Here is a 25,376-nt window from a genome sequence, read left to right on the forward strand (position 1 = left end):
ATTACTTACCTGCCTGCTGTTTGAGCACAGTCTTCACGCGAGCGATGTCACGCTTAACTTGCCGGAGCAGGTGAGACTGCCCCAACTGGCCAGTTGCTTTCTGCATACGCAGATTGAACTGGTCGCGCAGCAGGCCGAGCAGTTGCTCGTTAAGCTGCGGCGCGTCTTTTTCACGAAGTTCGTTCGCTTTCATCACATCACCGTCCGTTTAACAAAGGCGGTGGCGAGCGGCAGCTTTGCAGCAGCCAGGGCAAAAGCCTCACGCGCCAGCTCTTCAGTAACGCCCTCGATTTCATACAGGACTTTGCCTGGCTGAATCTGGGCAACCCAGTACTCCACACTACCCTTACCTTTACCCATCCGAACTTCGAGGGGCTTTTTGGAAATAGGCTTGTCCGGGAATACACGGATCCAGATCTTGCCGCCACGTTTAACGTGACGGGTCAGAGCACGACGCGCTGACTCGATCTGACGAGCGGTGAGACGACCACGAGCTACAGACTTCAGCGCGAACTCGCCGAAGCTGACTTTGCTACCGCGCTGAGCCAGACCACGGTTGTGGCCTGTCATCTGCTTGCGGAACTTCGTACGCTTTGGTTGCAACATTTGGCGTACCCCTTACTTAGCAGCTTTTTTACGAGGCGCTGGTGCTTGTGGTTTCAGTTCTTCTTGGCGACCACCAATTACTTCGCCTTTGAAGATCCAAACCTTTACACCGATCACACCGTAAGTGGTGTGAGCTTCGTAGTTGGCATAGTCGATGTCGGCACGCAGGGTGTGCAGTGGCACACGACCTTCGCGATACCATTCAGTACGTGCGATTTCAGCACCGCCGAGACGACCGCTCACTTGGATTTTGATGCCTTTGGCACCAATGCGCATGGCGTTCTGAACAGCGCGCTTCATAGCGCGACGGAACATTACACGACGCTCCAGCTGCTGAGCTACGCTCTGCGCAACCAGCATACCGTCAAGCTCCGGCTTGCGGATCTCTTCGATATTGATGTGCACAGGCACACCCATTTGCTTGGTCAGGTCCTGACGCAGCTTCTCAACATCTTCACCTTTCTTCCCGATAACGATACCTGGACGAGCGGTGTGGATGGTGATACGTGCAGTTTGAGCCGGACGATGGATATCGATACGGCTTACGGACGCGCTTTTTAGTTTGTCTTGGAGATACTCGCGCACCTTCAGATCAGCGAACAAATAGTCCGCATAAGTCCGACCGTCTGCGTACCAGACGGAGGTGTGCTCCTTGACGATTCCCAGGCGAATGCCAATGGGATGTACTTTCTGACCCATCTCTTCGACTCCGTTACTTGTCAGCAACCTTGACAGTGATATGGCAAGACCGCTTGACGATGCGATCAGCACGGCCTTTGGCACGTGGCATGATTCGCTTCAGCGAACGCCCTTCGTTGACGAAAACGGTGCTGACTTTAAGGTCATCAACGTCTGCGCCTTCGTTATGCTCGGCGTTGGCTACGGCCGACTCCAGCACTTTCTTCATGATCTCGGCGGCTTTCTTACTGCTGAAAGCCAACAGGTTGAGCGCTTCGCCCACCTTCTTCCCGCGGATCTGGTCGGCGACCAAGCGGGCTTTCTGGGCGGAGATTCGAGCGCCCGACAACTTAGCGGCTACTTCCATCGTTCCTTACCCCTTAACGCTTGGCTTTCTTGTCTGCCACGTGCCCACGATATGTGCGGGTACCGGCAAACTCGCCCAGTTTGTGGCCGACCATGTCTTCGTTCACGAGAACTGGAACATGTTGACGACCGTTATGCACTGCAATGGTCAAACCGACCATTTGTGGCAGGATCATCGAACGACGCGACCAGGTTTTCACCGGTTTGCGATCATTCTTTTCCGCCGCCACTTCGATCTTCTTCAGTAGGTGAAGATCAATAAAAGGACCTTTTTTCAGAGAACGTGGCACTGTCGTATCCCTCTATTTACTTGCGACGACGGACGATCATTTTGTCGGTACGCTTATTACCACGAGTCTTCGCGCCCTTAGTCGGGAAGCCCCATGGCGATACCGGATGACGACCACCAGAGGTACGACCTTCACCACCACCATGTGGGTGGTCAACCGGGTTCATGGCAACACCACGAACGGTTGGGCGAACGCCACGCCAGCGTTTGGCACCAGCTTTACCCAGCGAACGCAGGCTGTGCTCGGAGTTCGAGACTTCGCCCAGGGTCGCGCGGCATTCAGCCAGCACTTTACGCATCTCACCAGAACGCAGACGCAGGGTCACGTAGACACCTTCACGAGCGATCAGCTGAGCCGAAGCACCAGCGGAACGAGCGATTTGCGCGCCTTTACCTGGCTTCAATTCGATGCCGTGTACGGTGCTACCAACTGGAATGTTACGCAGTTGCAGAGCGTTGCCCGGCTTGATCGGCGCCAAAGCACCTGCGATCAGCTGGTCACCAGCACTCACGCCTTTAGGGGCGATGATGTAGCGACGCTCGCCATCTGCGTACAGCAGCAGAGCGATGTGAGCAGTACGGTTTGGATCGTATTCAATACGCTCGACAGTGGCAGAGATGCCATCTTTGTCGTTGCGACGGAAATCGACCAGACGATAATGCTGCTTATGGCCACCACCGATGTGACGGGTGGTAATGCGACCATTGTTGTTACGACCACCAGTCTTCGATTTTTTCTCGAGCAGCGGTGCGTGAGGAGCGCCTTTATGCAGCTCCTGGTTGACCACCTTGACCACAAAACGGCGGCCAGGGGAAGTCGGTTTGCATTTAACGATTGCCATGATGCACCCCTTCCTTACTCAGCACTGCTGCTGAAATCGAGATCTTGGCCTGGCTGAAGGGAGATAACTGCCTTCTTCCAGTCATTACGCTTGCCCAGACCGCGAGCAGTGCGCTTGCTCTTACCCAGAACATTCAGGGTAGTAACACGCTCTACTTTCACGCTGAACAGGCTTTCGACGGCCTTCTTGATTTCCAGCTTGGTTGCGTCAGTTGCAACCTTGAAAACGAACTGGCCTTTCTTGTCAGCCAGAACCGTAGCCTTTTCGGAAACGTGCGGGCCAAGCAGAACTTTAAATACGCGTTCCTGGTTCATCCCAGCAGCTCCTCGAATTTCTTCACGGCCGACACGGTGATCAACACCTTGTCGTATGCGATCAGACTAACTGGATCGGAACCTTGAACGTCACGTACATCAACGTGTGGCAGGTTACGAGCAGCCAGGTACAGGTTCTGATCAACCACTTCAGACACGATCAAGACATCAGTCAGGCCCATGCCAGTCAGTTTGTTCAGCAGATCTTTGGTCTTCGGTGCATCAACAGCGAAGTCCTGAACCACAACCAGACGATCAGTACGCACCAGCTCAGCAAGGATGGAACGCATTGCTGCGCGATACATCTTCTTGTTCAGCTTCTGGGTGTGATCCTGAGGACGAGCTGCGAAAGTGGTACCGCCGCCGCGCCAGATTGGGCTACGGATAGTACCGGCACGAGCACGGCCCGTACCTTTCTGACGCCAAGGGCGCTTACCGCCACCACGAACGTCGGAACGGGTCTTTTGCTGCTTGCTACCTTGACGGCCGCCGGCCATGTAGGCCACGACTGCTTGGTGAACCAGCGTCTCGTTGAATTCGCCGCCAAATGTCAGTTCGGAAACTTCGATCGCTTGAGCGTCATTTACATTTAATTGCATGTCAGCTTCCCCTTAACCGCGAGCCTTGGCTGCTGGACGTACAACCAAGTTGCCGCCAGTAGCGCCAGGAACAGCGCCCTTGACCAACAACAGATTGCGTTCAGCGTCCACGCGCACTACTTCCAGGGACTGCACGGTCACGCGCTCAGCGCCCATATGACCGGACATTTTTTTGCCCTTGAATACACGACCAGGAGTCTGGCACTGGCCGATAGAGCCTGGAACGCGGTGGGACACGGAGTTACCGTGGGTATTATCTTGCCCGCGGAAGTTCCAACGCTTGATCGTACCCTGGAAGCCTTTACCCTTGGACTGACCGGTTACATCAACCAGTTGACCAGCGGCGAAGATTTCAGCGTTGATCAGATCGCCGGCCTGGTACTCGCCTTCTTCAAGACGGAATTCCATTACGGTACGACCAGCGGCAACGTTCGCTTTAGCGAAGTGGCCAGCCTGAGCAGCTGTAACACGCGAAGCACGACGCTCGCCTACAGTGACTTGCACTGCACGATAGCCATCGGTCTCTTCAGTTTTGAACTGGGTGACGCGATTCGGTTCGATCTCAATGACCGTGACCGGAATGGAGACACCTTCTTCGGTGAAAATACGGGTCATACCGCATTTACGACCGACTACACCAATAGTCATGTTGTAAACCTCATGAGTGTACGGGGCTTTCACCCGCTATGGCCGCCCATTTCAGAGCGTTACACGACTAAGACCGAGTCTTAGCCGAGGCTGATCTGCACTTCCACACCGGCCGCAAGATCAAGCTTCATAAGAGCATCAACGGTTTTATCCGTTGGCTGGACGATGTCCAGAACGCGCTTATGAGTACGGATCTCGTACTGGTCGCGCGCGTCTTTGTTGACGTGCGGGGAGACCAGAACGGTGAACCGCTCTTTACGGGTAGGCAGTGGAATTGGACCACGCACTTGAGCACCAGTACGTTTCGCGGTTTCCACGATTTCCTGGGTGGATTGGTCGATCAGGCGATGGTCAAAAGCCTTCAACCTGATACGGATTTGCTGATTTTGCATTGGATTTCAGACTCCGGCTGCTATTCCCAGCGAGCGCAATACGCCCGTTAAAAGGAGGCGCAATTCTATAGACGGGTTTCTACAGTGTCAACCCAATAAAAAAGCCCCCGCTAGGCGGGGGCTTTTTCAAGTCATCACTTATTAAGCGATGATTTTGGCTACGACGCCAGCGCCGACGGTACGACCGCCTTCACGAATAGCGAAACGCAGACCATCTTCCATTGCGATGGTTTTGATCAGGGTGACAACCATTTTGATGTTGTCGCCTGGCATTACCATTTCAACGCCTTCCGGCAGTTCGCAGTTACCGGTCACGTCAGTGGTCCGGAAGTAGAACTGTGGACGGTAGCCTTTGAAGAACGGAGTGTGGCGACCGCCTTCTTCTTTGCTCAACACGTACACTTCAGCTTCGAAGGTAGTGTGCGGCTTAACCGAACCTGGCTTGACCAGAACCTGGCCACGCTCAACGTCGTCACGCTTGGTGCCGCGCAGCAGCACGCCGCAGTTCTCGCCAGCACGACCTTCGTCGAGCAGCTTACGGAACATTTCAACACCGGTGCAGGTGGTGACGGTAGTGTCACGCAGACCAACGATTTCCAGTGGATCTTGAACCTTGACGATACCGCGCTCGATACGACCAGTTACAACAGTACCGCGACCCGAGATCGAGAATACGTCTTCGATTGGCATCAGGAACGGCTTGTCGATAACACGGACTGGATCTGGAATGTAGCTGTCCAGAGTCTCAACCAGTTTACGAACGGCAGTGGTGCCCATTTCGTTGTCGTCTTGGCCGTTCAGAGCCATCAGAGCCGAACCGATGATGATCGGAGTGTCGTCGCCCGGGAAGTCGTAAGTGCTCAGCAGATCGCGCACTTCCATCTCAACCAGTTCCAGCAGCTCAGCGTCGTCTACCATGTCAGCCTTGTTCAGGAAGACAACGATGTACGGAACGCCAACCTGACGGGACAACAGGATGTGCTCACGGGTTTGTGGCATCGGACCATCAGCGGCCGAGCAAACCAGAATAGCGCCGTCCATCTGTGCAGCACCGGTGATCATGTTCTTCACATAGTCAGCGTGACCTGGGCAGTCAACGTGAGCGTAGTGACGGATCAGCGAGTTGTATTCAACGTGTGCGGTGTTGATGGTGATACCACGAGCCTTTTCTTCCGGAGCGCTGTCGATTTTGTCGAAAGCAACAACGGCCGAACCGAAAACTTCGGAACAGACGCGAGTCAGAGCAGCGGTCAGCGTGGTTTTACCGTGGTCGACGTGACCGATGGTGCCAACGTTGACGTGCGGGAGGGTACGGTCAAATTTTTCTTTAGCCACGACAATTAACTCCTTGCCTAAAGGGCTGAATCAGCCTTGTTTTTTGGATACGGTTTCAGCGATATGCGCTGGAGCCGGATTGTATTTTTTGAATTCCATAGAGTAGCTTGCGCGACCTTGGGACATGGAACGAACGTCAGTTGCGTAACCGAACATTTCACCCAACGGAACCTCGGCGCGAATCACTTTGCCGGAAACCGTATCTTCCATACCCAGGATCATGCCGCGACGACGGTTAAGGTCGCCCATGACATCACCCATATAGTCTTCAGGCGTAACAACCTCTACTGCCATGATCGGCTCAAGCAACTCACCACCACCCTTCTGGGCCAGTTGCTTGGTTGCCATGGAAGCAGCCACTTTAAACGCCATCTCGTTGGAGTCGACGTCGTGGTAAGAACCATCAAAAACGGTCGCCTTCAGGCCGATCAGCGGATAGCCGGCAACAACACCGTTCTTCATCTGCTCTTCGATACCCTTCTGGATAGCCGGGATGTATTCCTTAGGAACCACACCACCCACTACTTCGTTCACGAATTGCAGACCTTCCTGACCTTCGTCAGCAGGAGCAAAACGAATCCAGCAGTGACCAAATTGGCCACGACCGCCGGATTGACGAACGAACTTACCTTCGATTTCACAGTTCTTCGTGATGCGCTCACGATAGGAAACCTGAGGCTTACCAATGTTGGCTTCGACGTTGAACTCACGGCGCATCCGGTCAACCAGGATGTCCAGGTGCAACTCGCCCATGCCAGAGATGATCGTTTGACCAGTCTCTTCATCAGTTTTAACGCGGAAAGATGGATCTTCCTGAGCAAGTTTGCCCAGTGCGATACCCATTTTTTCCTGGTCATCCTTGGTCTTAGGCTCTACGGCAACCGAAATAACCGGCTCCGGGAAGTCCATGCGAACCAGGATGATTGGCTTGTCAGCGTTGCACAAGGTTTCACCAGTGGTGACGTCCTTCATGCCGATCAAGGCCGCGATGTCACCAGCGCGTACTTCCTTGATCTCTTCGCGGGCGTTTGCGTGCATTTGCACCATACGACCCACGCGCTCTTTCTTGCCTTTTACCGAGTTGATAACGCCGTCGCCGGAGTTCAACACGCCCGAGTAAACACGGACAAAGGTCAAGGTACCCACGAATGGGTCGGTAGCGATCTTGAACGCCAGAGCCGAGAACGGCTCGCTGTCGTCTGCATGACGCTCCAGCTCGATAGTCTCGTCATCCGGGTCAGTACCCTTGATGGCTGGAATATCGGTAGGCGCAGGCAGGAAGTCGATAACGGCGTCGAGAACCAGGGGAACGCCCTTGTTCTTGAAGGAAGAACCGCAAACAGCCAAGACGATCTCGCCAGCGATAGTACGCTGACGCAGAGCAGCCTTGATTTCCTCGTTGGTGATTTCTTCACCTTCAAGGTACTTGTTCATCAGCTCTTCAGTGGCCTCGGCAGCTGCCTGGACCATGTTGTCACGCCATTCTTCAGCCAATTCCTGCAGTTCTGCCGGAATAGCTTCGCGACGAGGAACCATGCCTTTGTCGGCATCATCCCAGTAAACAGCTTGCATGTTGATCAGATCGATCTGGCCCTGGAAGTTGTCTTCCGAACCGATAGCCAACTGGATCGGCACCGGAGTGTGACCCAGACGCTTTTTGATCTGCTCGATAACACGCAGGAAGTTGGCGCCAGCACGGTCCATCTTGTTTACATAAACAAGACGTGGAACGCCGTATTTGTTGGCCTGACGCCATACGGTTTCCGACTGAGGCTCAACACCCGAAGTACCACAGAACACAACGACCGCGCCGTCGAGTACACGCAGGGAACGCTCAACTTCAATAGTGAAGTCAACGTGGCCCGGGGTATCGATTACGTTGAAGCGGTGCTCGTCCTTGTACTGCTTCTCGGAACCTTTCCAGAAAGCGGTAATAGCAGCAGAAGTAATGGTAATACCACGCTCCTGCTCCTGAACCATCCAGTCCGTGGTCGCGGCGCCGTCATGCACCTCGCCCATCTTGTGACTTTTGCCTGTGTAAAAAAGGACGCGCTCGGTGGTGGTGGTTTTACCAGCATCCACGTGAGCGACGATACCGATGTTACGGTAGCGACTAATCGGAGTAGTACGAGCCATAAAGCCCTCGCAAAATTAGTGAAGCTGAAATTAGAAGCGGTAGTGCGAGAAAGCTTTGTTAGCTTCGGCCATACGGTGCACGTCTTCACGCTTCTTAACAGCAGCACCTTTACCTTCAGCAGCGTCCAACAGTTCGCCAGCCAAACGCAGAGCCATAGACTTCTCGCCGCGCTTGCGGGCGAAGTCTACCAACCAGCGCATTGCCAGGGCGTTACGACGGGACGGGCGAACTTCGACCGGAACCTGGTAAGTAGCACCGCCTACACGGCGCGACTTCACTTCGACCAGCGGAGCGATGGCGTCGAGAGCTTTCTCGAAGATTTCCAGGGGATCGCTGTTCTTGCGTTCTTTAACCTTTTCCAGCGCGCCATAAACGATACGTTCGGCAACGGCTTTCTTGCCGCTTTCCATAACGTGGTTCATGAACTTGGCCAGGATTTGGCTTCCGTATTTTGGATCGTCAAGCACTTCGCGCTTGGCTGCTACGCGTCTTCTTGGCATGGATAAGCCCTCAAACGGTCTTCAGGTTCGCTCGGAATCGGTGCCCTTTCGGGACGCCTCCGACCTTACTCTTATCGACTCAGAAAAATAGAAAATCAGTTTTTACAAAAAGCCGCTACTACTTAGGCTTTTTGGTACCGTACTTCGAACGACCCTGGTTACGACCTTTAACGCCGGAAGTATCCAAAGAACCGCGTACGGTGTGATAACGAACACCTGGCAAGTCTTTTACACGACCGCCGCGGATCAGTACCACGCTGTGCTCTTGCAGGTTGTGGCCTTCACCGCCGATGTACGAGGAAACCTCGAAACCGTTGGTCAGACGCACACGGCATACTTTACGCAGTGCCGAGTTAGGTTTTTTCGGCGTAGTGGTATACACACGGGTGCATACGCCACGACGTTGCGGGCAGTTCTGCAGCGCAGGCACGTCGGATTTCTCGACGATACGCTTACGCGGCTGACGTACCAGCTGGTTGATAGTTGCCATCTACTAGCTCCACTGTTGTCTTGCGACGCTATTGTCTTGCAAGAAAAGCAAAATGGCAGGAACGAATTCCCGCCAAATTTAGGGGTACAAGAGTCTAAAGAGGATCTTGCCCCCAGTCAAGGCAAGGCCCCAACCTCCCCGCTTATCCAACCTCGACAAATTGTCTCGATTCGATGAACGGAAAGGCCGGGGCCCCACGCTTATTTACCGCAGAACTCAGTTACCGCTCGAGTTCAGTGCTTCGGTCAGTGCAGCTTCCACTTCACTGGCGCTTACGCGCAACGGTTTGTCAGCATCACGGCGACGCTTGCGCTCGCTGTGATAAGCCAGACCGGTACCCGCCGGGATCAGACGACCCACGACCACGTTTTCTTTCAGGCCGCGCAGATAATCGCGCTTGCCGGTTACCGCCGCTTCGGTCAGTACGCGAGTGGTTTCCTGGAAGGAAGCCGCCGAGATGAACGATTCGGTGGACAACGACGCCTTGGTGATACCCAGCAGCACGCGAGTGAACTTGGAAACGAATTTCTCGTCGCCAGCCAGACGCTCGTTCTCTACCAGAACGTGAGTCAATTCCATCTGGTCGCCCTTGATGAAAGTGGAATCGCCGGATTCAGCGATTTCAACTTTACGCAGCATCTGACGCAGGATGGTCTCGATGTGCTTATCGTTGATCTTCACGCCTTGCAGACGATAAACGTCCTGGATCTCGTTCACGATGTACTTGGCCAGCGCACTTACACCCAGCAGACGCAGGATGTCGTGTGGATCGCTCGGGCCGTCGGAGATAACTTCGCCGCGGTTTACCTGTTCGCCTTCGAAGACGTTCAGGTGACGCCACTTCGGAATCAGCTCTTCGTACGGATCGCTACCGTCGTTCGGGGTAATGACCAGACGGCGCTTGCCTTTGGTCTCTTTACCGAACGCGATGGTGCCGCTGACTTCTGCCAGAATCGAGGCTTCTTTCGGACGACGGGCTTCGAACAAGTCGGCAACACGCGGCAGACCACCGGTGATGTCACGGGTCTTCGAAGTCTCTTGCGGAATACGAGCGATAACGTCACCGATCGCGATTTTCGCACCGTCCGCTACACCGACCAGGGCGTTAGCAGGCAGGAAGTACTGAGCAATTACGTCGGTACCCGGCAGCAGGAGATCCTTGCCGTTGTCATCAACCATCTTCACAGCAGGACGGATATCTTTACCGGCAGCTGGACGGTCTTTGGCGTCGAGTACTTCAATGTTGGTCATACCGGTCAATTCGTCAGTCTGACGCTTGATCGTGATGCCTTCTTCCATGCCCACGTAGGTCACGGTACCTTTCATTTCGGTAACGATTGGGTGAGTGTGCGGGTCCCACTTGGCCACGATTGCGCCAGCGTCGACCTTGTCACCTTCTTTAACCGAAATCACGGCGCCGTACGGCAGCTTGTAACGCTCACGCTCACGACCGAAGTCATCAGCGATTGCCAGCTCACCGGAACGGGACACAGCAACCAGGCAACCATCCACTCGTTCAACGTGCTTCAGGTTGTGCAGACGGACGGTACCGCCATTCTTCACCTGAACGCTGTCCGCAGCGGAGGTCCGGCTTGCCGCACCACCGATGTGGAATGTACGCATGGTCAGCTGGGTACCCGGCTCACCGATGGACTGGGCAGCGATAACGCCGACCGCTTCACCGATGTTCACCTGGTGACCACGAGCCAAGTCACGGCCGTAGCACTTGGCGCAAATGCCGTAGCGGGTTTCGCAGCTGATCGGCGAACGCACGATCACTTCGTCGATGCTGTTCAGCTCGATGAATTCGACCCACTTCTCGTCTACCAATGTGCCGGCAGGAACGATGATTTCTTCGGTACCTGGCTTGAACACATCACGGGCAATAACACGACCCAATACGCGCTCACCCAGCGGCTCAACAACGTCACCGCCTTCAATGTGCGGCGTCATTACCAAGCCATGCTCGGTGCCACAATCGATCTCGGTCACAACCAGATCCTGCGCCACGTCTACCAGACGACGAGTCAGGTAACCGGAGTTCGCAGTTTTCAACGCGGTATCCGCCAAACCTTTACGAGCACCGTGAGTAGAGATGAAGTACTGAAGTACGCTCAAACCTTCACGGAAGTTCGCAGTAATCGGCGTTTCGATGATGGAACCGTCCGGCTTGGCCATCAGGCCACGCATACCGGCGAGCTGACGGATCTGCGCAGCAGAACCCCGTGCGCCCGAGTCGGCCATCATGTACATCGAGTTGAAGGACTCCTGGTCGACTTCGACGCCATGACGGTCGATGACTTTCTCTTTCGAGAGGTTGGCCATCATCGCCTTGGAAACTTCGTCGTTCGCCTTGGACCAAAGGTCGATCACTTTGTTGTACTTCTCGCCCTGGGTTACCAGGCCGGAGGCGTACTGACTTTCGATTTCTTTCACTTCATCAGTAGCAGCGCTGATGATGCGGGCTTTTTCATCCGGGATAACGAAGTCGTTAACACCGATGGAAACGCCGGAGATGGTCGAATAGGCAAAACCGGTGTACATCAACTGGTCAGCGAAGATCACGGTCTCTTTCAAACCAACCACGCGGTAGCACTGGTTGATCAGCTTGGAGATCGCCTTTTTCTTCATCGGCTGGTTGACCACGTCGTACGACAGGCCAGGTGGAACAACCTGGAACAACAGCGCACGGCCGACGGTAGTGTCGACGATACGAGTGTTCTTGACGCTGCCGCCATCACGGTCGTTAACGGTTTCGTGAATCCGCACTTTGACTTTAGCGTGCAGTGCGGCTTCGCCAGCACGGAACACACGGTCAACTTCTTGCAGATCCGCGAACACACGACCTTCGCCCTTGGCGTTGATCGCTTCACGAGTCATGTAGTACAGACCCAATACAACGTCCTGCGACGGAACGATGATTGGCTCACCGTTGGCTGGCGACAGAATGTTGTTGGTCGACATCATCAACGCACGCGCTTCCAACTGGGCTTCCAGTGTCAGCGGTACGTGCACGGCCATTTGGTCGCCGTCGAAGTCGGCGTTGTACGCAGCACAGACCAACGGGTGCAGCTGGATAGCCTTACCTTCGATCAGTACCGGTTCAAACGCCTGGATACCCAGACGGTGAAGGGTCGGTGCACGGTTGAGGAGAACCGGGTGTTCACGGATCACTTCAGCGAGAACGTCCCAAACCTCTGGCAGTTCGCGCTCAACCATTTTCTTGGCTGCTTTAATGGTGGTAGCGAGACCACGCATTTCCAGCTTGCCAAAAATGAACGGCTTGAACAGCTCGAGAGCCATTTTCTTCGGCAGACCGCACTGGTGCAGACGCAGGGTCGGACCTACGGTAATTACCGAACGACCGGAGTAGTCAACACGCTTACCGAGCAAGTTCTGACGGAAACGACCTTGCTTACCCTTGATCATGTCAGCCAGGGATTTCAGAGGACGCTTGTTCGAACCAGTGATAGCGCGGCCACGACGACCGTTATCGAGCAGTGCATCGACAGCTTCCTGCAACATACGCTTTTCGTTGCGCACGATGATGTCCGGAGCGGACAGATCGAGCAGGCGCTTCAAGCGGTTGTTACGGTTGATCACTCGACGATACAGATCGTTGAGGTCGGAAGTCGCGAAGCGACCGCCATCCAGCGGGACCAGTGGACGCAGATCTGGCGGCAGAACCGGCAGAACGGTCAGCACCATCCATTCTGGAAGGTTGCCGGAACCCTGGAAGGCTTCCATCAACTTCAGACGCTTGGACAGCTTCTTGATTTTGGTTTCGGAGTTGGTTTGCGGAATTTCTTCGCGCAGACGGCCAATCTCGTGTTCCAGGTCGATAGCGTGCAGCAGTTCACGGACAGCTTCGGCACCCATGCGGGCATCGAAATCGTCGCCGAACTCTTCCAGCGCTTCGAAGTACTGCTCATCGTTCAGCAACTGACCTTTTTCAAGGGTGGTCATGCCTGGGTCGATAACGACATAGCTCTCGAAGTAGAGAACGCGTTCGATATCACGCAGGGTCATGTCCATCAGCAAGCCGATACGCGACGGCAGCGATTTCAGGAACCAGATGTGGGCAACCGGCGAAGCCAGTTCGATGTGCGCCATGCGCTCACGACGAACTTTAGCCAGCGCGACTTCAACGCCGCACTTCTCGCAGATCACACCACGGTGCTTCAAGCGCTTGTACTTACCGCACAGGCACTCGTAATCCTTTACCGGGCCAAAGATCTTGGCGCAGAACAGGCCGTCACGTTCAGGTTTGAACGTACGGTAGTTGATGGTTTCCGGCTTTTTAACTTCACCGAACGACCACGAACGGATCATCTCAGGCGATGCCAATCCAATACGGATGGCGTCGAACTCTTCGACTTGACCCTGGTTTTTCAGCAAATTCAGTAGGTCTTTCAAGGCCTTTCCTCCTGGCGGAGCAGAGAGCGGGCAATCCTGCCCCGCTCTCGATTCGCGTCACGTGTTATTCGGTTTCCAGATCGATATCGATGCCGAGGGAACGAATTTCCTTGATCAACACGTTGAAAGACTCGGGCATGCCCGGCTCCATACGGTGATCGCCATCCACGATGTTTTTGTACATCTTGGTACGGCCGTTCACATCGTCCGACTTCACTGTGAGCATTTCTTGCAGAGTGTAAGCGGCACCGTATGCTTCCAGTGCCCAGACCTCCATCTCCCCGAAACGCTGACCACCGAACTGTGCCTTACCACCCAGCGGCTGCTGGGTAACCAGGCTGTACGAACCGGTAGAACGAGCGTGCATCTTGTCGTCTACCAAGTGGTTCAGCTTCAGCATGTACATGTAGCCAACAGTAACCGGGCGCTCGAACTTGTTGCCGGTACGGCCGTCGGTCAGCTGCATCTGGCCGCTTTCTGGCAGGTCTGCCAGTTTCAGCATGGCCTTGATTTCGCTTTCCTTGGCGCCGTCGAACACTGGAGTGGCCATTGGAACGCCGCCACGCAGGTTCTTCGCCAGATCCAGGATTTCCTGGTCGGAGAAGCTATCCAGATCTTCGTTACGACCGCCGATCTGGTTGTAGATCTCGTCGAGGAATTTACGAAGTTCAGCGACTTTGCGCTGCTCTTCGATCATCCGGTTGATCTTCTCGCCCAGACCTTTGGCCGCGAGGCCCAGGTGGGTTTCAAGGATCTGACCAACGTTCATACGCGAAGGTACGCCCAACGGGTTGAGGACGACGTCGACCGGGGTGCCATTGGCATCGTGCGGCATGTCTTCAACCGGCATGATCACGGAGACCACACCTTTGTTACCGTGACGACCGGCCATCTTGTCGCCCGGCTGGATGCGGCGACGGATTGCCAGGTAAACCTTGACGATTTTCAGCACGCCTGGAGCCAGGTCATCGCCCTGCTGCAGTTTGCGCTTCTTGTCTTCGAACTTGTCGTCCAGCAGACGGCGACGATCAACGATGTAGGCCTGGGCCTTCTCGAGCTGCTCGTTCAGAGCATCTTCAGTCATGCGCAGTTTGAACCACTGACCATGCTCAAGACCGTCGAGAACTTCGTCGGTGATGTCCTGACCTTTCTTCAGGCCGGCGCCGCCTTCGGCTTTGTGGCCGACCAGAGCGGAACGCAGACGTTCGAAAGTTGCGCCTTCAACGATACGGAACTCTTCGTTCAGATCCTTGCGGATCTCGTCGAGCTGAGTCTTCTCGATCGACAGTGCACGAGCATCGCGCTCAACGCCGTCGCGGGTGAAGACCTGTACGTCGATGACGGTACCCTTGGTGCCGGTAGGCACACGCAGGGAGGTGTCTTTAACGTCGCTGGCTTTTTCACCGAAGATGGCACGCAACAGCTTCTCTTCCGGAGTCAGCTGGGTCTCGCCTTTCGGAGTGACCTTACCCACCAGAATGTCGCCTGCGCCAACTTCAGCACCTACGTAAACGATACCGGCTTCGTCCAGCTTGTTCAGTGCAGCCTCACCCACGTTCGGGATGTCTGCAGTGATTTCCTCTGGCCCAAGCTTGGTGTCACGTGCCACACAGGTCAGTTCCTGGATGTGGATCGTGGTGAAGCGATCTTCTTGAACAACTCGTTCCGACAGGCAGATGGAGTCTTCGAAGTTGTAACCGTTCCAGGCCATGAACGCGATGCGCATGTTCTGACCCAGTGCCAGCTCACCCATGTCGGTGGACGGACCATCGGCCATGATGTCGCTGCGCTGAACCCGATCACCTTTACGCACCAGCGGACGCTGGTTGATGCAGGTGTTCTGGTTGGAGCGGGTGTATTTGGTCAGGTTGTAGATGTCGACACCGGCTTCACCGGTTTCAACTTCGTCATCAGCAACACGAACCACGATACGGCTTGCATCAACGGAGTCGATCACGCCACCACGACGAGCCACGACGCAAACGCCGGAGTCACGAGCTACGTTACGCTCCATGCCGGTACCGACCAGCGGCTTGTCAGCGCGCAGGGTTGGTACAGCTTGACGCTGCATGTTCGAACCCATCAACGCACGGTTGGCGTCATCGTGCTCGAGGAACGGGATCAACGACGCTGCAACCGAAACTACCTGCTTCGGCGATACGTCCATCAAGGTGACGTCTTCCGGCGCCTTGACGGTGAACTCGTTCAAGTGACGAACAGCTACCAGTTCGTCAATCAGCATTTTCTTGTCGTTCATCGTGGCCGAAGCCTGAGCGATCACGTGATCAGCTTCTTCGATGGCAGACAGGAACACGATCTCGTCGGTGACCAGAGCGTCTTTCACCACACGGTACGGGCTCTCGAGGAAGCCGTACTGGTTGGTGCGCGCATAAGCGGCCAGGGAGTTGATCAGACCGATGTTCGGACCTTCCGGCGTTTCAATCGGGCATACACGACCGTAGTGAGTCGGGTGTACGTCACGAACTTCGAAGCCAGCACGCTCACGAGTCAAACCGCCAGGGCCGAGTGCAGACACACGACGCTTGTGGGTGATCTCGGACAGCGGGTTGTTCTGGTCCATGAACTGGGAGAGCTGGCTGGAACCGAAGAACTCTTTCACCGCCGCAGCCACTGGCTTGGCGTTGATCAGGTCTTGCGGCATCAGGCCTTCGCTTTCAGCCATCGACAGACGCTCTTTGACCGCACGCTCAACACGCACCAGGCCAACGCGGAACTGGTTCTCGGCCATTTCGCCTACGCAGCGAACACGGCGGTTACCCAGGTGGTCGATGTCATCGACGATGCCTTTACCGTTACGGATGTCGACCAGGGTCTTCAGCACCGCGACGATGTCTTCTTTGCACAACACGCCAGAACCTTCGATCTCGGTACGACCGATACGACGGTTGAACTTCATCCGGCCGACCGCAGACAGGTCATAGCGCTCAGGGCTGAAGAACAGGTTGTTGAACAGAGTCTCGGCAGCGTCTTTGGTTGGCGGCTCGCCTGGACGCATCATGCGATAGATCTCGACCAGCGCTTCCAATTGGTTGCTGGTGGAGTCGATCTTCAGTGTGTCGGAGACGAACGGACCGCAGTCGATATCGTTGGTGTACAGAGTTTCGATGCGAACAACCTGGGACTTGGCGATTTTCGCCAGGATCTCAGTGTTCAGCTCGGTGTTGCACTCCGCCAGGATTTCGCCGGTTGCCGGATGCACGATGACCTTGGCGGTAGTGCGACCCAGGACGTAGTCCAGGGGCATAACCAACTCTTTGATCCCGGCTTTTTCCAGCTGGTTGATGTGGCGAGCGGTGATACGGCGACCCTGCTCGACAATAACCTTGCCTTTGTCATCGAGAATATCGATAACAGCAATTTCACCGCGCAGACGCTGCGGTACCAGCTCCAGGCTAATGCTTTCACCCTGAACGTGGAAAACGTTAGTGGTGTAGAAAGCATCCAGCACTTCTTCAGTCGTATAGCCGAGCGCACGCAGCAGTACCGATGCAGGCAGCTTGCGACGACGGTCGATACGCACGAACACGCAGTCTTTCGGGTCGAACTCGAAGTCCAGCCACGAACCGCGGTAAGGAATGATGCGCGCGGAGTACAGCAGTTTACCGGAGCTGTGCGTCTTGCCACGGTCGTGGTCGAAGAACACGCCCGGGGAACGGTGCAGCTGGGAAACGATTACACGCTCGGTACCGTTGATTACGAAGGTACCGTTCTCAGTCATCAGGGGGATTTCACCCATGTAGACTTCTTGCTCTTTGATGTCCTTGATCGCTTTGTTCGACGATTCTTTGTCGAAAATGATCAGGCGCACTTTTACCCGCAAAGGTACGGCGTAAGTTACACCGCGCAATACGCATTCTTTGACATCAAATGCCGGTTCGCCCAGGCGATAACCGACGTACTCCAGCGCAGCATTGCCGGAGTAGCTGATGATCGGGAAAACGGATTTGAAGGCCGCATGCAGGCCCACGTCGCGGAACTGATCTTTAGTCGCTCCCGCTTGCAAGAATTCACGATACGAATCCAGCTGGATGGCCAGGAGGTACGGCACATCCATGACGTCCGGCAACTTGCTAAAGTCCTTGCGGATACGTTTTTTCTCAGTATATGAGTAAGCCATCAGCGTTCCCCAGCTTGGTCACCTGCTTGTTTGGCCCCTCCCGACGGGAGCAGCCAGAAAATCGTGCAAACCCCATGGTTTGCTCCACCGCATCGGGTGGTTACAGCTCGTTATCAGCACCGACCCAGTCGGCTGCCAATAACGGAAAAAGGCCGGTGGCAAGAGCCACCAGCCATCAGCCTTTCGCTTAACGCTCGGGCTGGAGACGCAAAGTCGATGCTTACTTCAGCTCGACTTTAGCGCCTGCTTCTTCCAGAGTGGCTTTAGCTTTGTCGCCTGCGTCTTTCGATACAGCTTCCAGAACCATAGCCGGAGCGCCGTCAACTACAGCCTTGGCTTCTTTCAAGCCCAGACCGGTCAGCTCACGTACTGCCTTGATCACGTTAACTTTCTTCTCGCCAGCTTCCAGCAGCATGACGTTGAATTCAGTTTGTTCTTCAACAACAGCAGCGACAGCAGCTGGACCAGCGGAAGCAGCGGCAGCGGAAACGCCGAACTTCTCTTCCATGGCCTTGATCAGCTCAACGATTTCCAGAACGGATTTTTCGCCGATTGCTTCGATGATTTGGTCGTTAGTCAGAGACATGACTATAAATTCCTGTATTGGGGTGACAGCCTACGCGGCCATCGAAATAAACAATAAACGCTGAAAGGAGTCGCTCAGCCTTAGGCTGCGGCAGCTTCTTTCTGGTCGCGAAGGGCCGCCAGAGTACGAGCCAATTTGCTGGTTGCGCCTTGAATCACGCTCATCAGCTGAGAAATTGCTTCGTCACGGGTCGGCAGACTTGCCAGTACGTCGATCTGATTAGCTGCGAGGAACTTGCCCTCGAACGCAGCTGCCTTGATCTCGAACTTATCCTGACCTTTTGCGAACTCTTTGAAGATACGAGCAGCAGCGCCCGGATGTTCTTTCGAGAATGCAATCAAGGTCGGGCCGGTGAACACGTCGTTGAGCACGTCATATTGAGTGCCAGCAACGGCGCGCTTGAGCAGGGTGTTACGTACAACACGTACGTAAACGCCAGCTTCACGAGCCTCTTTACGGAGTCCGGTCATAGCGCTTACTGTCACGCCGCGGGCATCAGCCACAACAGCAGACAGGGCAACATTGGCAGCCTCGTTGACTTCAGCGACGATGGCCTTCTTGTCTTCGAGTTTAATTGCCACGGGTTTAACTCCTGCTTGTTACCGTTTCATCCAACCGGAGCCGGATGTCGTTTTGGTGTCTGATTCGGTAAGGAACCGGGAGCACCATCTGCGTAGGCTTGAGGTTTAAGACTTGCGTCGCCTACGGTCTTGGATAGCCCCCGCCAGGCAGGGACCCCAATCTTTCAATTGGCGCAATCGCTTGCGCCAACCTGTGTCTTACGCGTCGAGCGAGCCTTGGTCGATGACCAGACCTGGGCCCATGGTGGTGCTCAGGGTAACGCGCTTGACGTAAATACCTTTCGAGGAAGCAGGCTTGATACGCTTCAGATCAGCGATCAGGGCTTCAACGTTTTCCTTCAGCTTGACGGCATCAAAGCCGACTTTGCCAACGGAGGTGTGGATAATGCCGTTTTTGTCGGTGCGATAACGAACCTGACCAGCCTTGGCGTTTTTAACCGCGGTAGCTACGTCTGGCGTTACGGTGCCGACTTTAGGGTTAGGCATCAGGCCACGTGGACCGAGGATCTGACCCAACTGACCCACAACGCGCATTGCATCCGGGGATGCGATAACTACGTCATAGTTCAGGTCGCCGCCTTTCATTTCGGCAGCCAGGTCGTCCATACCTACACGGTCAGCGCCGGCAGCCAGAGCGGCCTCAGCAGCTGGACCCTGAGTGAACACAGCAACGCGAACGGTCTTGCCAGTGCCGTGTGGCAGCACAGTAGCGCTACGAACAACCTGGTCAGATTTACGCGGGTCAACGCCCAGGTTCACAGCAACGTCGAACGACTCGCTGAACTTGACGGTCGACAGCTCAGCCAGCAGAGCAGCAGCGTCTACAAAGTTGTAGGCCTTGCCTGCTTCGATTTTGCCGGCGATAGCCTTTTGACGTTTGGTCAACTTAGCCATTACACACCCTCCACGTTAAGGCCCATGCTACGAGCAGAACCGGCGATAGTACGCACGGCCGCGTCCATATCAGCTGCAGTCAGATCCGCGTTTTTGGTTTTCGCGATTTCTTCCAGCTGAGCACGGGTAACGGTGCCAACCTTAACGGTGTTCGGACGAGCGGAACCGCTAGTCAGACCGGCAGCTTTCTTCAGCAGAACCGAAGCAGGTGTGGATTTGGTTTCGAAAGTGAAGCTACGGTCGCTATAGACAGTGATGATCACTGGAGTCGGCAGACCTGCTTCAAGACCCTGAGTACGGGCGTTGAAAGCCTTGCAGAATTCCATGATGTTCACGCCGTGCTGACCCAGAGCAGGACCAACAGGTGGGCTTGGGTTAGCCTGAGCGGCCTTCACTTGCAGCTTGATGTAAGCGGTAATCTTCTTGGCCATGAGGCACTCCAATTACGGGTTCGAACGCCTCGAAAGGCTCCCCGGTTACTTGCGCGTTTATCCCAGTGACGACAAAACCCCACAGCCTAGGGCTGCGGGGTTGGGATGCTTGTTCGGCTAGACCTTTTCGACCTGGCTGAACTCTAGCTCTACCGGAGTAGAGCGACCGAAAATGAGCACTGCCACTTGGATTCGGCTCTTTTCGTAGTTAACTTCTTCAACCGTGCCAGTAAAATCAGCAAACGGCCCATCGTTGACGCGTACCGATTCGCCTGGCTCGAAGAGAGTCTTCGGCTTCGGCTTGTCGCTACCATCAGCAACGCGACGCAGAATCGCTTCTGCCTCTTTATCTGTAATTGGTGCAGGCTTATCAGCAGTACCGCCGATGAAACCCATCACCCGAGGAGTATCCTTGACCAAGTGCCAAGTACCCTCATTCATGTCCATCTGAACCAGCACATAACCTGGGAAGAACTTGCGCTCGCTTTTGCGTTTCTGGCCATTACGCATTTCAACCACTTCTTCAGTGGGAACCAGAATTTCGCCAAAGCCATCTTCCATGCCAGCCAGCTTTACGCGCTCTACCAACGAGCGCATGACATGCTTCTCGTAACCGGAGTAAGCATGCACAACGTACCAACGCTTAGCCACGGGACACCCTTAGCCGACAATCAAGGAAACAAGCCAGCCGAGCAGGGAATCAAGCCCCCACAACAGCAACGCCATAACCAGAACAACAGCCACAACGATCAACGTGGTCTGCGTGGTTTCTTGGCGAGTTGGCCATACGACTTTACGAATCTCGGTGCGAGCTTCCTTAACCAGTACAAAGAAAGACTTGCCCTTGACTGTCTGCAGGCCTACAAAGGCAGCTACAGCAGCAATGGCGAGCAAAGCAAGTACACGGTACAGGATCGGCGAAGCAGAGTAATACTGATTGCCAACAACGCCAACAACCACCAAAGCGACTACTACTAGCCACTTGAGCAGATCGAAGCGAGAGCCTTGAGCTTCAGCTTTAGGAGTCATCTATGAAGATCCTGTGAAAAGAAAGCCAGACACACCAAGTGAATCTGGCAGGTCAGGAGGGAATCGAACCCCCAACCTACGGTTTTGGAGACCGTCGCTCTGCCAATTGAGCTACTGACCTAAAACAAAATCAGGCCGACCATTATGCCGGCCCGAAAAAGACATTACAACAACTTACTCGATGACTTTAGCCACGACACCAGCGCCGACGGTACGACCGCCCTCACGAATGGCGAAACGAAGACCATCTTCCATCGCGATGGTTTTGATCAGGGTAACGGTCATTTGAACGTTATCACCTGGCATCACCATTTCAACGCCTTCTGGCAATTCGCAGTTACCGGTCACATCCGTAGTACGGAAGTAGAACTGTGGACGGTAGCCCTTGAAGAACGGCGTATGACGACCACCCTCTTCCTTGCTCAGAACGTAAACCTCTGCAGTGAACTTGGTATGCGGCTTTACAGTACCTGGCTTGACCAGAACCTGGCCACGCTCAACATCATCACGCTTGGTACCACGCAGCAGCACCCCACAGTTCTCGCCAGCACGACCTTCGTCGAGCAGCTTGCGGAACATCTCAACACCAGTGCAAGTAGTTTTGACCGTGTCACGAAGACCTACAATCTCAACTTCTTCCTGAATGCGAACAATGCCACGCTCAACACGACCAGTCACAACAGTACCGCGACCGGAGATCGAGAACACATCCTCGATCGGCATCAGGAACGGCTTATCAATAGCACGCTCAGGCTGCGGAATGTAGCTATCCAGCGTCTCAACCAACTTCTTGACAGCAGTAGTGCCCATCTCGTTGTCGTCTTGACCATTCAACGCCATCAGCGCTGAACCAATGATGATTGGAGTATCATCACCTGGGAAATCATAAGTGCTCAGCAGATCACGCACTTCCATCTCTACCAGCTCAAGCAGCTCCGCATCATCAACCATGTCTGCCTTGTTCAGGAAGACAACAATGTACGGAACGCCAACCTGGCGAGAGAGCAGAATGTGCTCACGGGTTTGCGGCATCGGACCATCAGCGGCCGAACAAACCAGGATTGCGCCATCCATCTGAGCAGCACCAGTAATCATGTTTTTTACGTAGTCAGCGTGACCTGGACAGTCAACGTGTGCGTAGTGACGCACTGCCGAATCGTATTCAACGTGAGCGGTGTTGATGGTGATGCCGCGAGCTTTTTCTTCTGGGGCGCTATCGATTTTGTCGAAGTCAACCTTTGCCGAACCGAAAACCTCGGAGCAGACACGGGTCAGAGCAGCCGTCAAAGTAGTTTTGCCGTGGTCGACGTGACCAATGGTGCCTACGTTAACGTGCGGCTTATTACGTTCGAACTTTTCCTTAGCCATCGAAACAACCCCTAGCAGAAGAATTGAGCAAGTAACATCAGCCATTAAAACAAAGGCAGATATTTTCATATCTGCCTTGTTATATGGAGCTCTTGAGCGGATTTGAACCGCTGACCTCACCCTTACCAAGGGTGTGCTCTACCAACTGAGCTACAAGAGCGAAACACTATGCAAAACCTGCAAACTTGGAGCGGGTAGCGGGAATCGAACCCGCATCATCAGCTTGGAAGGCTGAGGTTCTACCACTAAACTATACCCGCGGAGCTTGCAGCTCTCGCTAAAATTGGTGGAGGGGGAAGGATTCGAACCTTCGAAGTCGTAGACGTCAGATTTACAGTCTGATCCCTTTGGCCGCTCGGGAACCCCTCCTAAGCGAGCCGGCATTCTATATCATGCCAGCCTTCTGTCAAGCATTTTCTCATTAAAAACCTGAGGTTAGCTGCGTTGACCTCGCTTCGCACTGCTGACTGTTAAAGGTCTTCACTGCGAAGCGGGCGCCATTCTATGCAAACTATTCGACAGGTGCAACCCCCTCGCACGGCATTATTTTATGTTTTAACTCATTGAATTCTTTAGAAAGGTTTTGCAGCTTCGAATCGTCAAGCAAAACCCGGCTTTCGGGCGCCACGCGAACCCAAAAAACGCTGGACTCAACGGAGCCCTTGGGCAACGACTGCCCCTTGATATCCATGCCACCCAATCGCCGCTCGAACGCTTGAGCAATATCCTGTCGAGCAAAGCCACCCAAATAGAGGCAATCAGCATCCGCCTGAGCAGGCTTTTCCTTATTACGAGCAGCATCAGTCGCCTCACTCAACAGCCGTATATCCTGCTGAGATCCCCGATATAAACTCAAAGGGGTGACATCTTTCGCACGAAGAGGCGCCTCCTGTTGATGCCAGACGTAATAAAACACATTGAGAACAAGCAACAGCAGAAACAACCAACGCATAAAGACCTCAGGGCAAGGGACACGCCATAGCCAAACCTACAAATACCAGATCAGGAACAACCCTGGCTTCAGGCACGATCTCGGAAACCAGATCTGCGTCTCCTCCGGTAAGGAACACTGTGTAATCCTGCCCCCAATAACTGCTCGCCAACTGGAGTTGGGTGAGGACGAACCCCCTCAACATCAGGGAACATCCCCTCTCCACCGCCTCGACAGTCGTACGACCAGGAGCAAGGGTTTCCAGAGCGCGTTCGGCCGCAACATCGCCATAGCGAATACGACGGGTATGGGTGCGCAATTGGTTACGCATCAGCGGCATTCCCGGACAAATAAACCCCCCTAAATGCCGACCATCACCAGCTATGAAATCAGCAGTGACCGCCGTTCCAAAATCCAGCACAAGACATGCACCGGAGACCAGGTGAAAGCCCCCAAGCATCGCAAGCCAGCGATCAAGCCCCAGTTTTTCGTAATCCTCGTAACCATTACGCACGCCAGACATCTCACGCGAGGAAGCCGCGCAGACCACGGACACCCCAAACGCGTCGCTCAACATTGAAATGAGAGCACCAGTCTCCTCGCCAGTCCTGACACTTACCATTCGGCAGTGATTGAGAGCCAAATCAGCGAGCAACTTTAAACTCTCCAACAGTGCAACATCCGAATCCACAACGCCTTCAGCGACCACCAAGCGGATGTCCGCACCAAGCACACGCCATTTGATAAAGCTGTTCCCGCAATCGAGCTCAAGAATCATCGCGCAACCTCAAACTGAGCTCACCGCCACTAAAGATCTTTTCCACGCCACCCACCTTCAAGCGCAAGGCACCCTGACTATCGATACCCAATACAACGCCATCGATCTGGTTAACACCAGCAATCAACGACACCGCTCGCCCCTGCCATAAATGATTCTGTTCCCACTCAGCGCGAATGGCTGAAAAACCGTCGACTTGATGGCGCTTCAAGTAAGCCTGGAGCATCAACCCCAGCTCCGACACTAGGTGATTGCGATCGAACAGTTGCCCAGATTCAAGCCGCATGGACGTCCACTGCTGATCAACCTCATTGGCCATCAACATGTTTACGTTGATTCCGACACCCATTACCACATGACACACATCTGCGGGATCCCCCACCAACTCAAGCAGTATGCCGGCGATCTTTTTCTGCCCCACAAGAAGATCGTTAGGCCACTTCAAACCCACACCAGGAACACCCTGTTTGCGCAATGCATGCATTACGGCGAGACCAACAACCAGACTCAAACCCTCCAACTGCCGCATTCCACCTTCAATACGCAGCACCAGGCTGTAGTAGATATTTTCAGCGAACGGACTTACCCACTTGCGACCACGCCGACCGCGACCTGCAGTCTGGCGCTCCGAGAGCACCAGAAAAGGCGCGGGCCGGCCTCGCTCGATCGCACGCAGCGCTTCTGCATTGGTAGAGTCAATAGAATCAAAAACCTGAATAGGCCAGCCACAAGCAGACGACCTGCCATCAATTTCAACAGGATCAAGCAGCGTTAATGGTGCGGCCAATTGATAGCCACGACCGCGCACCTTATGGATCGATAAACCCAACTCAGCCTCCAAATGCTGGAGCTGCTTCCATACAGCGCTACGACTGATGCCCAGAGCAACACCCAGGGCCTGACCTGAATGAAATCGACCATCCTTAAGGAGCTTTAACAACGTCAGCATGCAAGTCTCGCCTCACAATGAGGCCCGAATAATAGCCATGCCTCGAGCTGTTGCATAGAAACCCTACAGGTCGGATTTT

25 protein-coding genes, 4 tRNA genes and 1 pseudogene are annotated in these 25,376 nt (G+C 54.5%); all 30 read right to left on the reverse strand.

The annotated features are described in order from the left end of the window. Position 1 precedes the first annotated feature (1 nt). Positions 2 to 193: a 50S ribosomal protein L29 gene (gene rpmC / locus V5E99_RS11635; RefSeq protein WP_008030901.1), complete on the reverse strand. Its 192-nt coding sequence runs from the start codon at positions 191 to 193 to the stop codon at positions 2 to 4. Next, positions 193 to 606, reverse strand: coding sequence for a 50S ribosomal protein L16 (gene rplP, locus V5E99_RS11640; protein ID WP_008145497.1), 414 nt, complete (start codon positions 604 to 606; stop codon positions 193 to 195). Before rplP ends, rpmC begins: the two co-directional genes overlap by 1 nt. 24 nt (positions 607 to 630) lie before the next feature. Further along, positions 631 to 1,305 (reverse strand): annotated as a pseudogene (gene rpsC, locus V5E99_RS11645) (30S ribosomal protein S3); the annotation flags it as partial. Positions 1,306 to 1,318: 13 nt separating this feature from the next. Continuing rightward, positions 1,319 to 1,651: a 50S ribosomal protein L22 gene (rplV, locus tag V5E99_RS11650; RefSeq protein WP_003103908.1), complete on the reverse strand. Its 333-nt coding sequence runs from the start codon at positions 1,649 to 1,651 to the stop codon at positions 1,319 to 1,321. 13 nt (positions 1,652 to 1,664) lie between these two features. After that, entirely contained in the window at positions 1,665 to 1,940 is a 276-nt protein-coding gene (gene rpsS / locus V5E99_RS11655; protein ID WP_002555486.1) for a 30S ribosomal protein S19, read from the reverse strand. Positions 1,941 to 1,956: 16 nt separating this feature from the next. Then, a complete protein-coding gene (rplB, locus tag V5E99_RS11660; RefSeq protein ID WP_003176423.1) occupies positions 1,957 to 2,781 on the reverse strand; it encodes a 50S ribosomal protein L2 in 825 nt (274 codons plus the stop codon). Positions 2,782 to 2,795: 14 nt separating this feature from the next. Beyond that, positions 2,796 to 3,095 carry a 50S ribosomal protein L23 gene (gene rplW, locus V5E99_RS11665; RefSeq protein ID WP_002555488.1) on the reverse strand — a complete coding sequence of 100 codons (300 nt, stop codon included), beginning with the start codon at positions 3,093 to 3,095 and terminating at the stop codon, positions 2,796 to 2,798. Continuing rightward, positions 3,092 to 3,694: a 50S ribosomal protein L4 gene (gene rplD, locus V5E99_RS11670; RefSeq protein ID WP_007896707.1), complete on the reverse strand. Its 603-nt coding sequence runs from the start codon at positions 3,692 to 3,694 to the stop codon at positions 3,092 to 3,094. Before rplD ends, rplW begins: the two co-directional genes overlap by 4 nt. Before the next feature lie 12 nt (positions 3,695 to 3,706). Next, positions 3,707 to 4,342, reverse strand: a complete 636-nt coding sequence (gene rplC / locus V5E99_RS11675) for a 50S ribosomal protein L3 (RefSeq protein ID WP_003186059.1) — start codon at positions 4,340 to 4,342, stop codon at positions 3,707 to 3,709. Between the two features lie 80 nt (positions 4,343 to 4,422). Continuing rightward, a complete protein-coding gene (gene rpsJ, locus V5E99_RS11680; protein WP_003186070.1) occupies positions 4,423 to 4,734 on the reverse strand; it encodes a 30S ribosomal protein S10 in 312 nt (103 codons plus the stop codon). 141 nt (positions 4,735 to 4,875) lie between these two features. Further along, a complete protein-coding gene (gene tuf, locus V5E99_RS11685; RefSeq protein ID WP_008145495.1) occupies positions 4,876 to 6,069 on the reverse strand; it encodes an elongation factor Tu in 1,194 nt (397 codons plus the stop codon). Positions 6,070 to 6,099: 30 nt separating this feature from the next. Beyond that, positions 6,100 to 8,205 carry an elongation factor G gene (gene fusA, locus V5E99_RS11690; RefSeq protein ID WP_499802578.1) on the reverse strand — a complete coding sequence of 702 codons (2,106 nt, stop codon included), beginning with the start codon at positions 8,203 to 8,205 and terminating at the stop codon, positions 6,100 to 6,102. A 30-nt stretch (positions 8,206 to 8,235) separates the two neighbouring features. After that, positions 8,236 to 8,706 (reverse strand): 30S ribosomal protein S7, encoded by a 471-nt coding sequence (rpsG, locus tag V5E99_RS11695; protein ID WP_002555493.1) that lies wholly within the window; start codon positions 8,704 to 8,706, stop codon positions 8,236 to 8,238. Positions 8,707 to 8,824: 118 nt separating this feature from the next. After that, positions 8,825 to 9,196, reverse strand: a complete 372-nt coding sequence (rpsL, locus tag V5E99_RS11700; protein WP_002555494.1) for a 30S ribosomal protein S12 — start codon at positions 9,194 to 9,196, stop codon at positions 8,825 to 8,827. A gap of 216 nt (positions 9,197 to 9,412) precedes the next feature. Further along, positions 9,413 to 13,612, reverse strand: a complete 4,200-nt coding sequence (rpoC, locus tag V5E99_RS11705; RefSeq protein ID WP_499802579.1) for a DNA-directed RNA polymerase subunit beta' — start codon at positions 13,610 to 13,612, stop codon at positions 9,413 to 9,415. A 64-nt stretch (positions 13,613 to 13,676) separates the two neighbouring features. After that, entirely contained in the window at positions 13,677 to 17,750 is a 4,074-nt protein-coding gene (gene rpoB, locus V5E99_RS11710; protein ID WP_499802580.1) for a DNA-directed RNA polymerase subunit beta, read from the reverse strand. 220 nt (positions 17,751 to 17,970) lie between these two features. Continuing rightward, positions 17,971 to 18,336 (reverse strand): 50S ribosomal protein L7/L12, encoded by a 366-nt coding sequence (gene rplL / locus V5E99_RS11715; RefSeq protein ID WP_499802581.1) that lies wholly within the window; start codon positions 18,334 to 18,336, stop codon positions 17,971 to 17,973. 80 nt (positions 18,337 to 18,416) lie between these two features. Further along, on the reverse strand, positions 18,417 to 18,917 hold the full coding sequence (gene rplJ, locus V5E99_RS11720; RefSeq protein WP_028621539.1) for a 50S ribosomal protein L10: 501 nt from the start codon (positions 18,915 to 18,917) through the stop codon (positions 18,417 to 18,419). Positions 18,918 to 19,115: 198 nt separating this feature from the next. After that, positions 19,116 to 19,811, reverse strand: a complete 696-nt coding sequence (gene rplA / locus V5E99_RS11725; RefSeq protein ID WP_019693883.1) for a 50S ribosomal protein L1 — start codon at positions 19,809 to 19,811, stop codon at positions 19,116 to 19,118. Then, positions 19,811 to 20,242 (reverse strand): 50S ribosomal protein L11, encoded by a 432-nt coding sequence (gene rplK, locus V5E99_RS11730; RefSeq protein WP_003228756.1) that lies wholly within the window; start codon positions 20,240 to 20,242, stop codon positions 19,811 to 19,813. The genes rplA and rplK overlap by 1 nt, the downstream gene beginning before the upstream one ends. A 117-nt stretch (positions 20,243 to 20,359) precedes the next feature. After that, complete coding sequence (gene nusG, locus V5E99_RS11735; protein WP_008041295.1) at positions 20,360 to 20,839, reverse strand: transcription termination/antitermination protein NusG; 480 nt, start codon at positions 20,837 to 20,839, stop codon at positions 20,360 to 20,362. Positions 20,840 to 20,902: 63 nt separating this feature from the next. Further along, the gene (gene secE / locus V5E99_RS11740; protein ID WP_008145488.1) at positions 20,903 to 21,271 is read right to left on the reverse strand and encodes a preprotein translocase subunit SecE; all 369 of its coding nucleotides are present in this window, start codon (positions 21,269 to 21,271) and stop codon (positions 20,903 to 20,905) included. Positions 21,272 to 21,316: 45 nt separating this feature from the next. Beyond that, a tRNA-Trp gene (locus V5E99_RS11745) sits at positions 21,317 to 21,392 on the reverse strand. A 53-nt stretch (positions 21,393 to 21,445) separates the two neighbouring features. Next, positions 21,446 to 22,639 carry an elongation factor Tu gene (gene tuf, locus V5E99_RS11750; RefSeq protein ID WP_007896619.1) on the reverse strand — a complete coding sequence of 398 codons (1,194 nt, stop codon included), beginning with the start codon at positions 22,637 to 22,639 and terminating at the stop codon, positions 21,446 to 21,448. A gap of 84 nt (positions 22,640 to 22,723) precedes the next feature. Next, positions 22,724 to 22,799, reverse strand: a tRNA-Thr gene (locus V5E99_RS11755). A 26-nt stretch (positions 22,800 to 22,825) separates the two neighbouring features. Further along, positions 22,826 to 22,899 (reverse strand) — tRNA-Gly (locus V5E99_RS11760). A gap of 24 nt (positions 22,900 to 22,923) precedes the next feature. Then, positions 22,924 to 23,008: transfer RNA gene (locus tag V5E99_RS11765), tRNA-Tyr, on the reverse strand. Positions 23,009 to 23,150: 142 nt separating this feature from the next. Further along, entirely contained in the window at positions 23,151 to 23,591 is a 441-nt protein-coding gene (locus V5E99_RS11770) for a hypothetical protein (RefSeq protein WP_499802582.1), read from the reverse strand. A gap of 7 nt (positions 23,592 to 23,598) precedes the next feature. Then, complete coding sequence (locus V5E99_RS11775) at positions 23,599 to 24,348, reverse strand: pantothenate kinase (RefSeq protein WP_499802583.1); 750 nt, start codon at positions 24,346 to 24,348, stop codon at positions 23,599 to 23,601. Then, positions 24,338 to 25,297, reverse strand: a complete 960-nt coding sequence (gene birA / locus V5E99_RS11780) for a bifunctional biotin--[acetyl-CoA-carboxylase] ligase/biotin operon repressor BirA (RefSeq protein ID WP_499802584.1) — start codon at positions 25,295 to 25,297, stop codon at positions 24,338 to 24,340. Before birA ends, V5E99_RS11775 begins: the two co-directional genes overlap by 11 nt. Positions 25,298 to 25,376 lie beyond the last annotated feature (79 nt).

This window comes from Janthinobacterium sp. LPB2021202312-11-4, assembly GCF_037049705.1.
Classification (GTDB): Bacteria; Pseudomonadota; Gammaproteobacteria; order Pseudomonadales; family Pseudomonadaceae; genus Aquipseudomonas.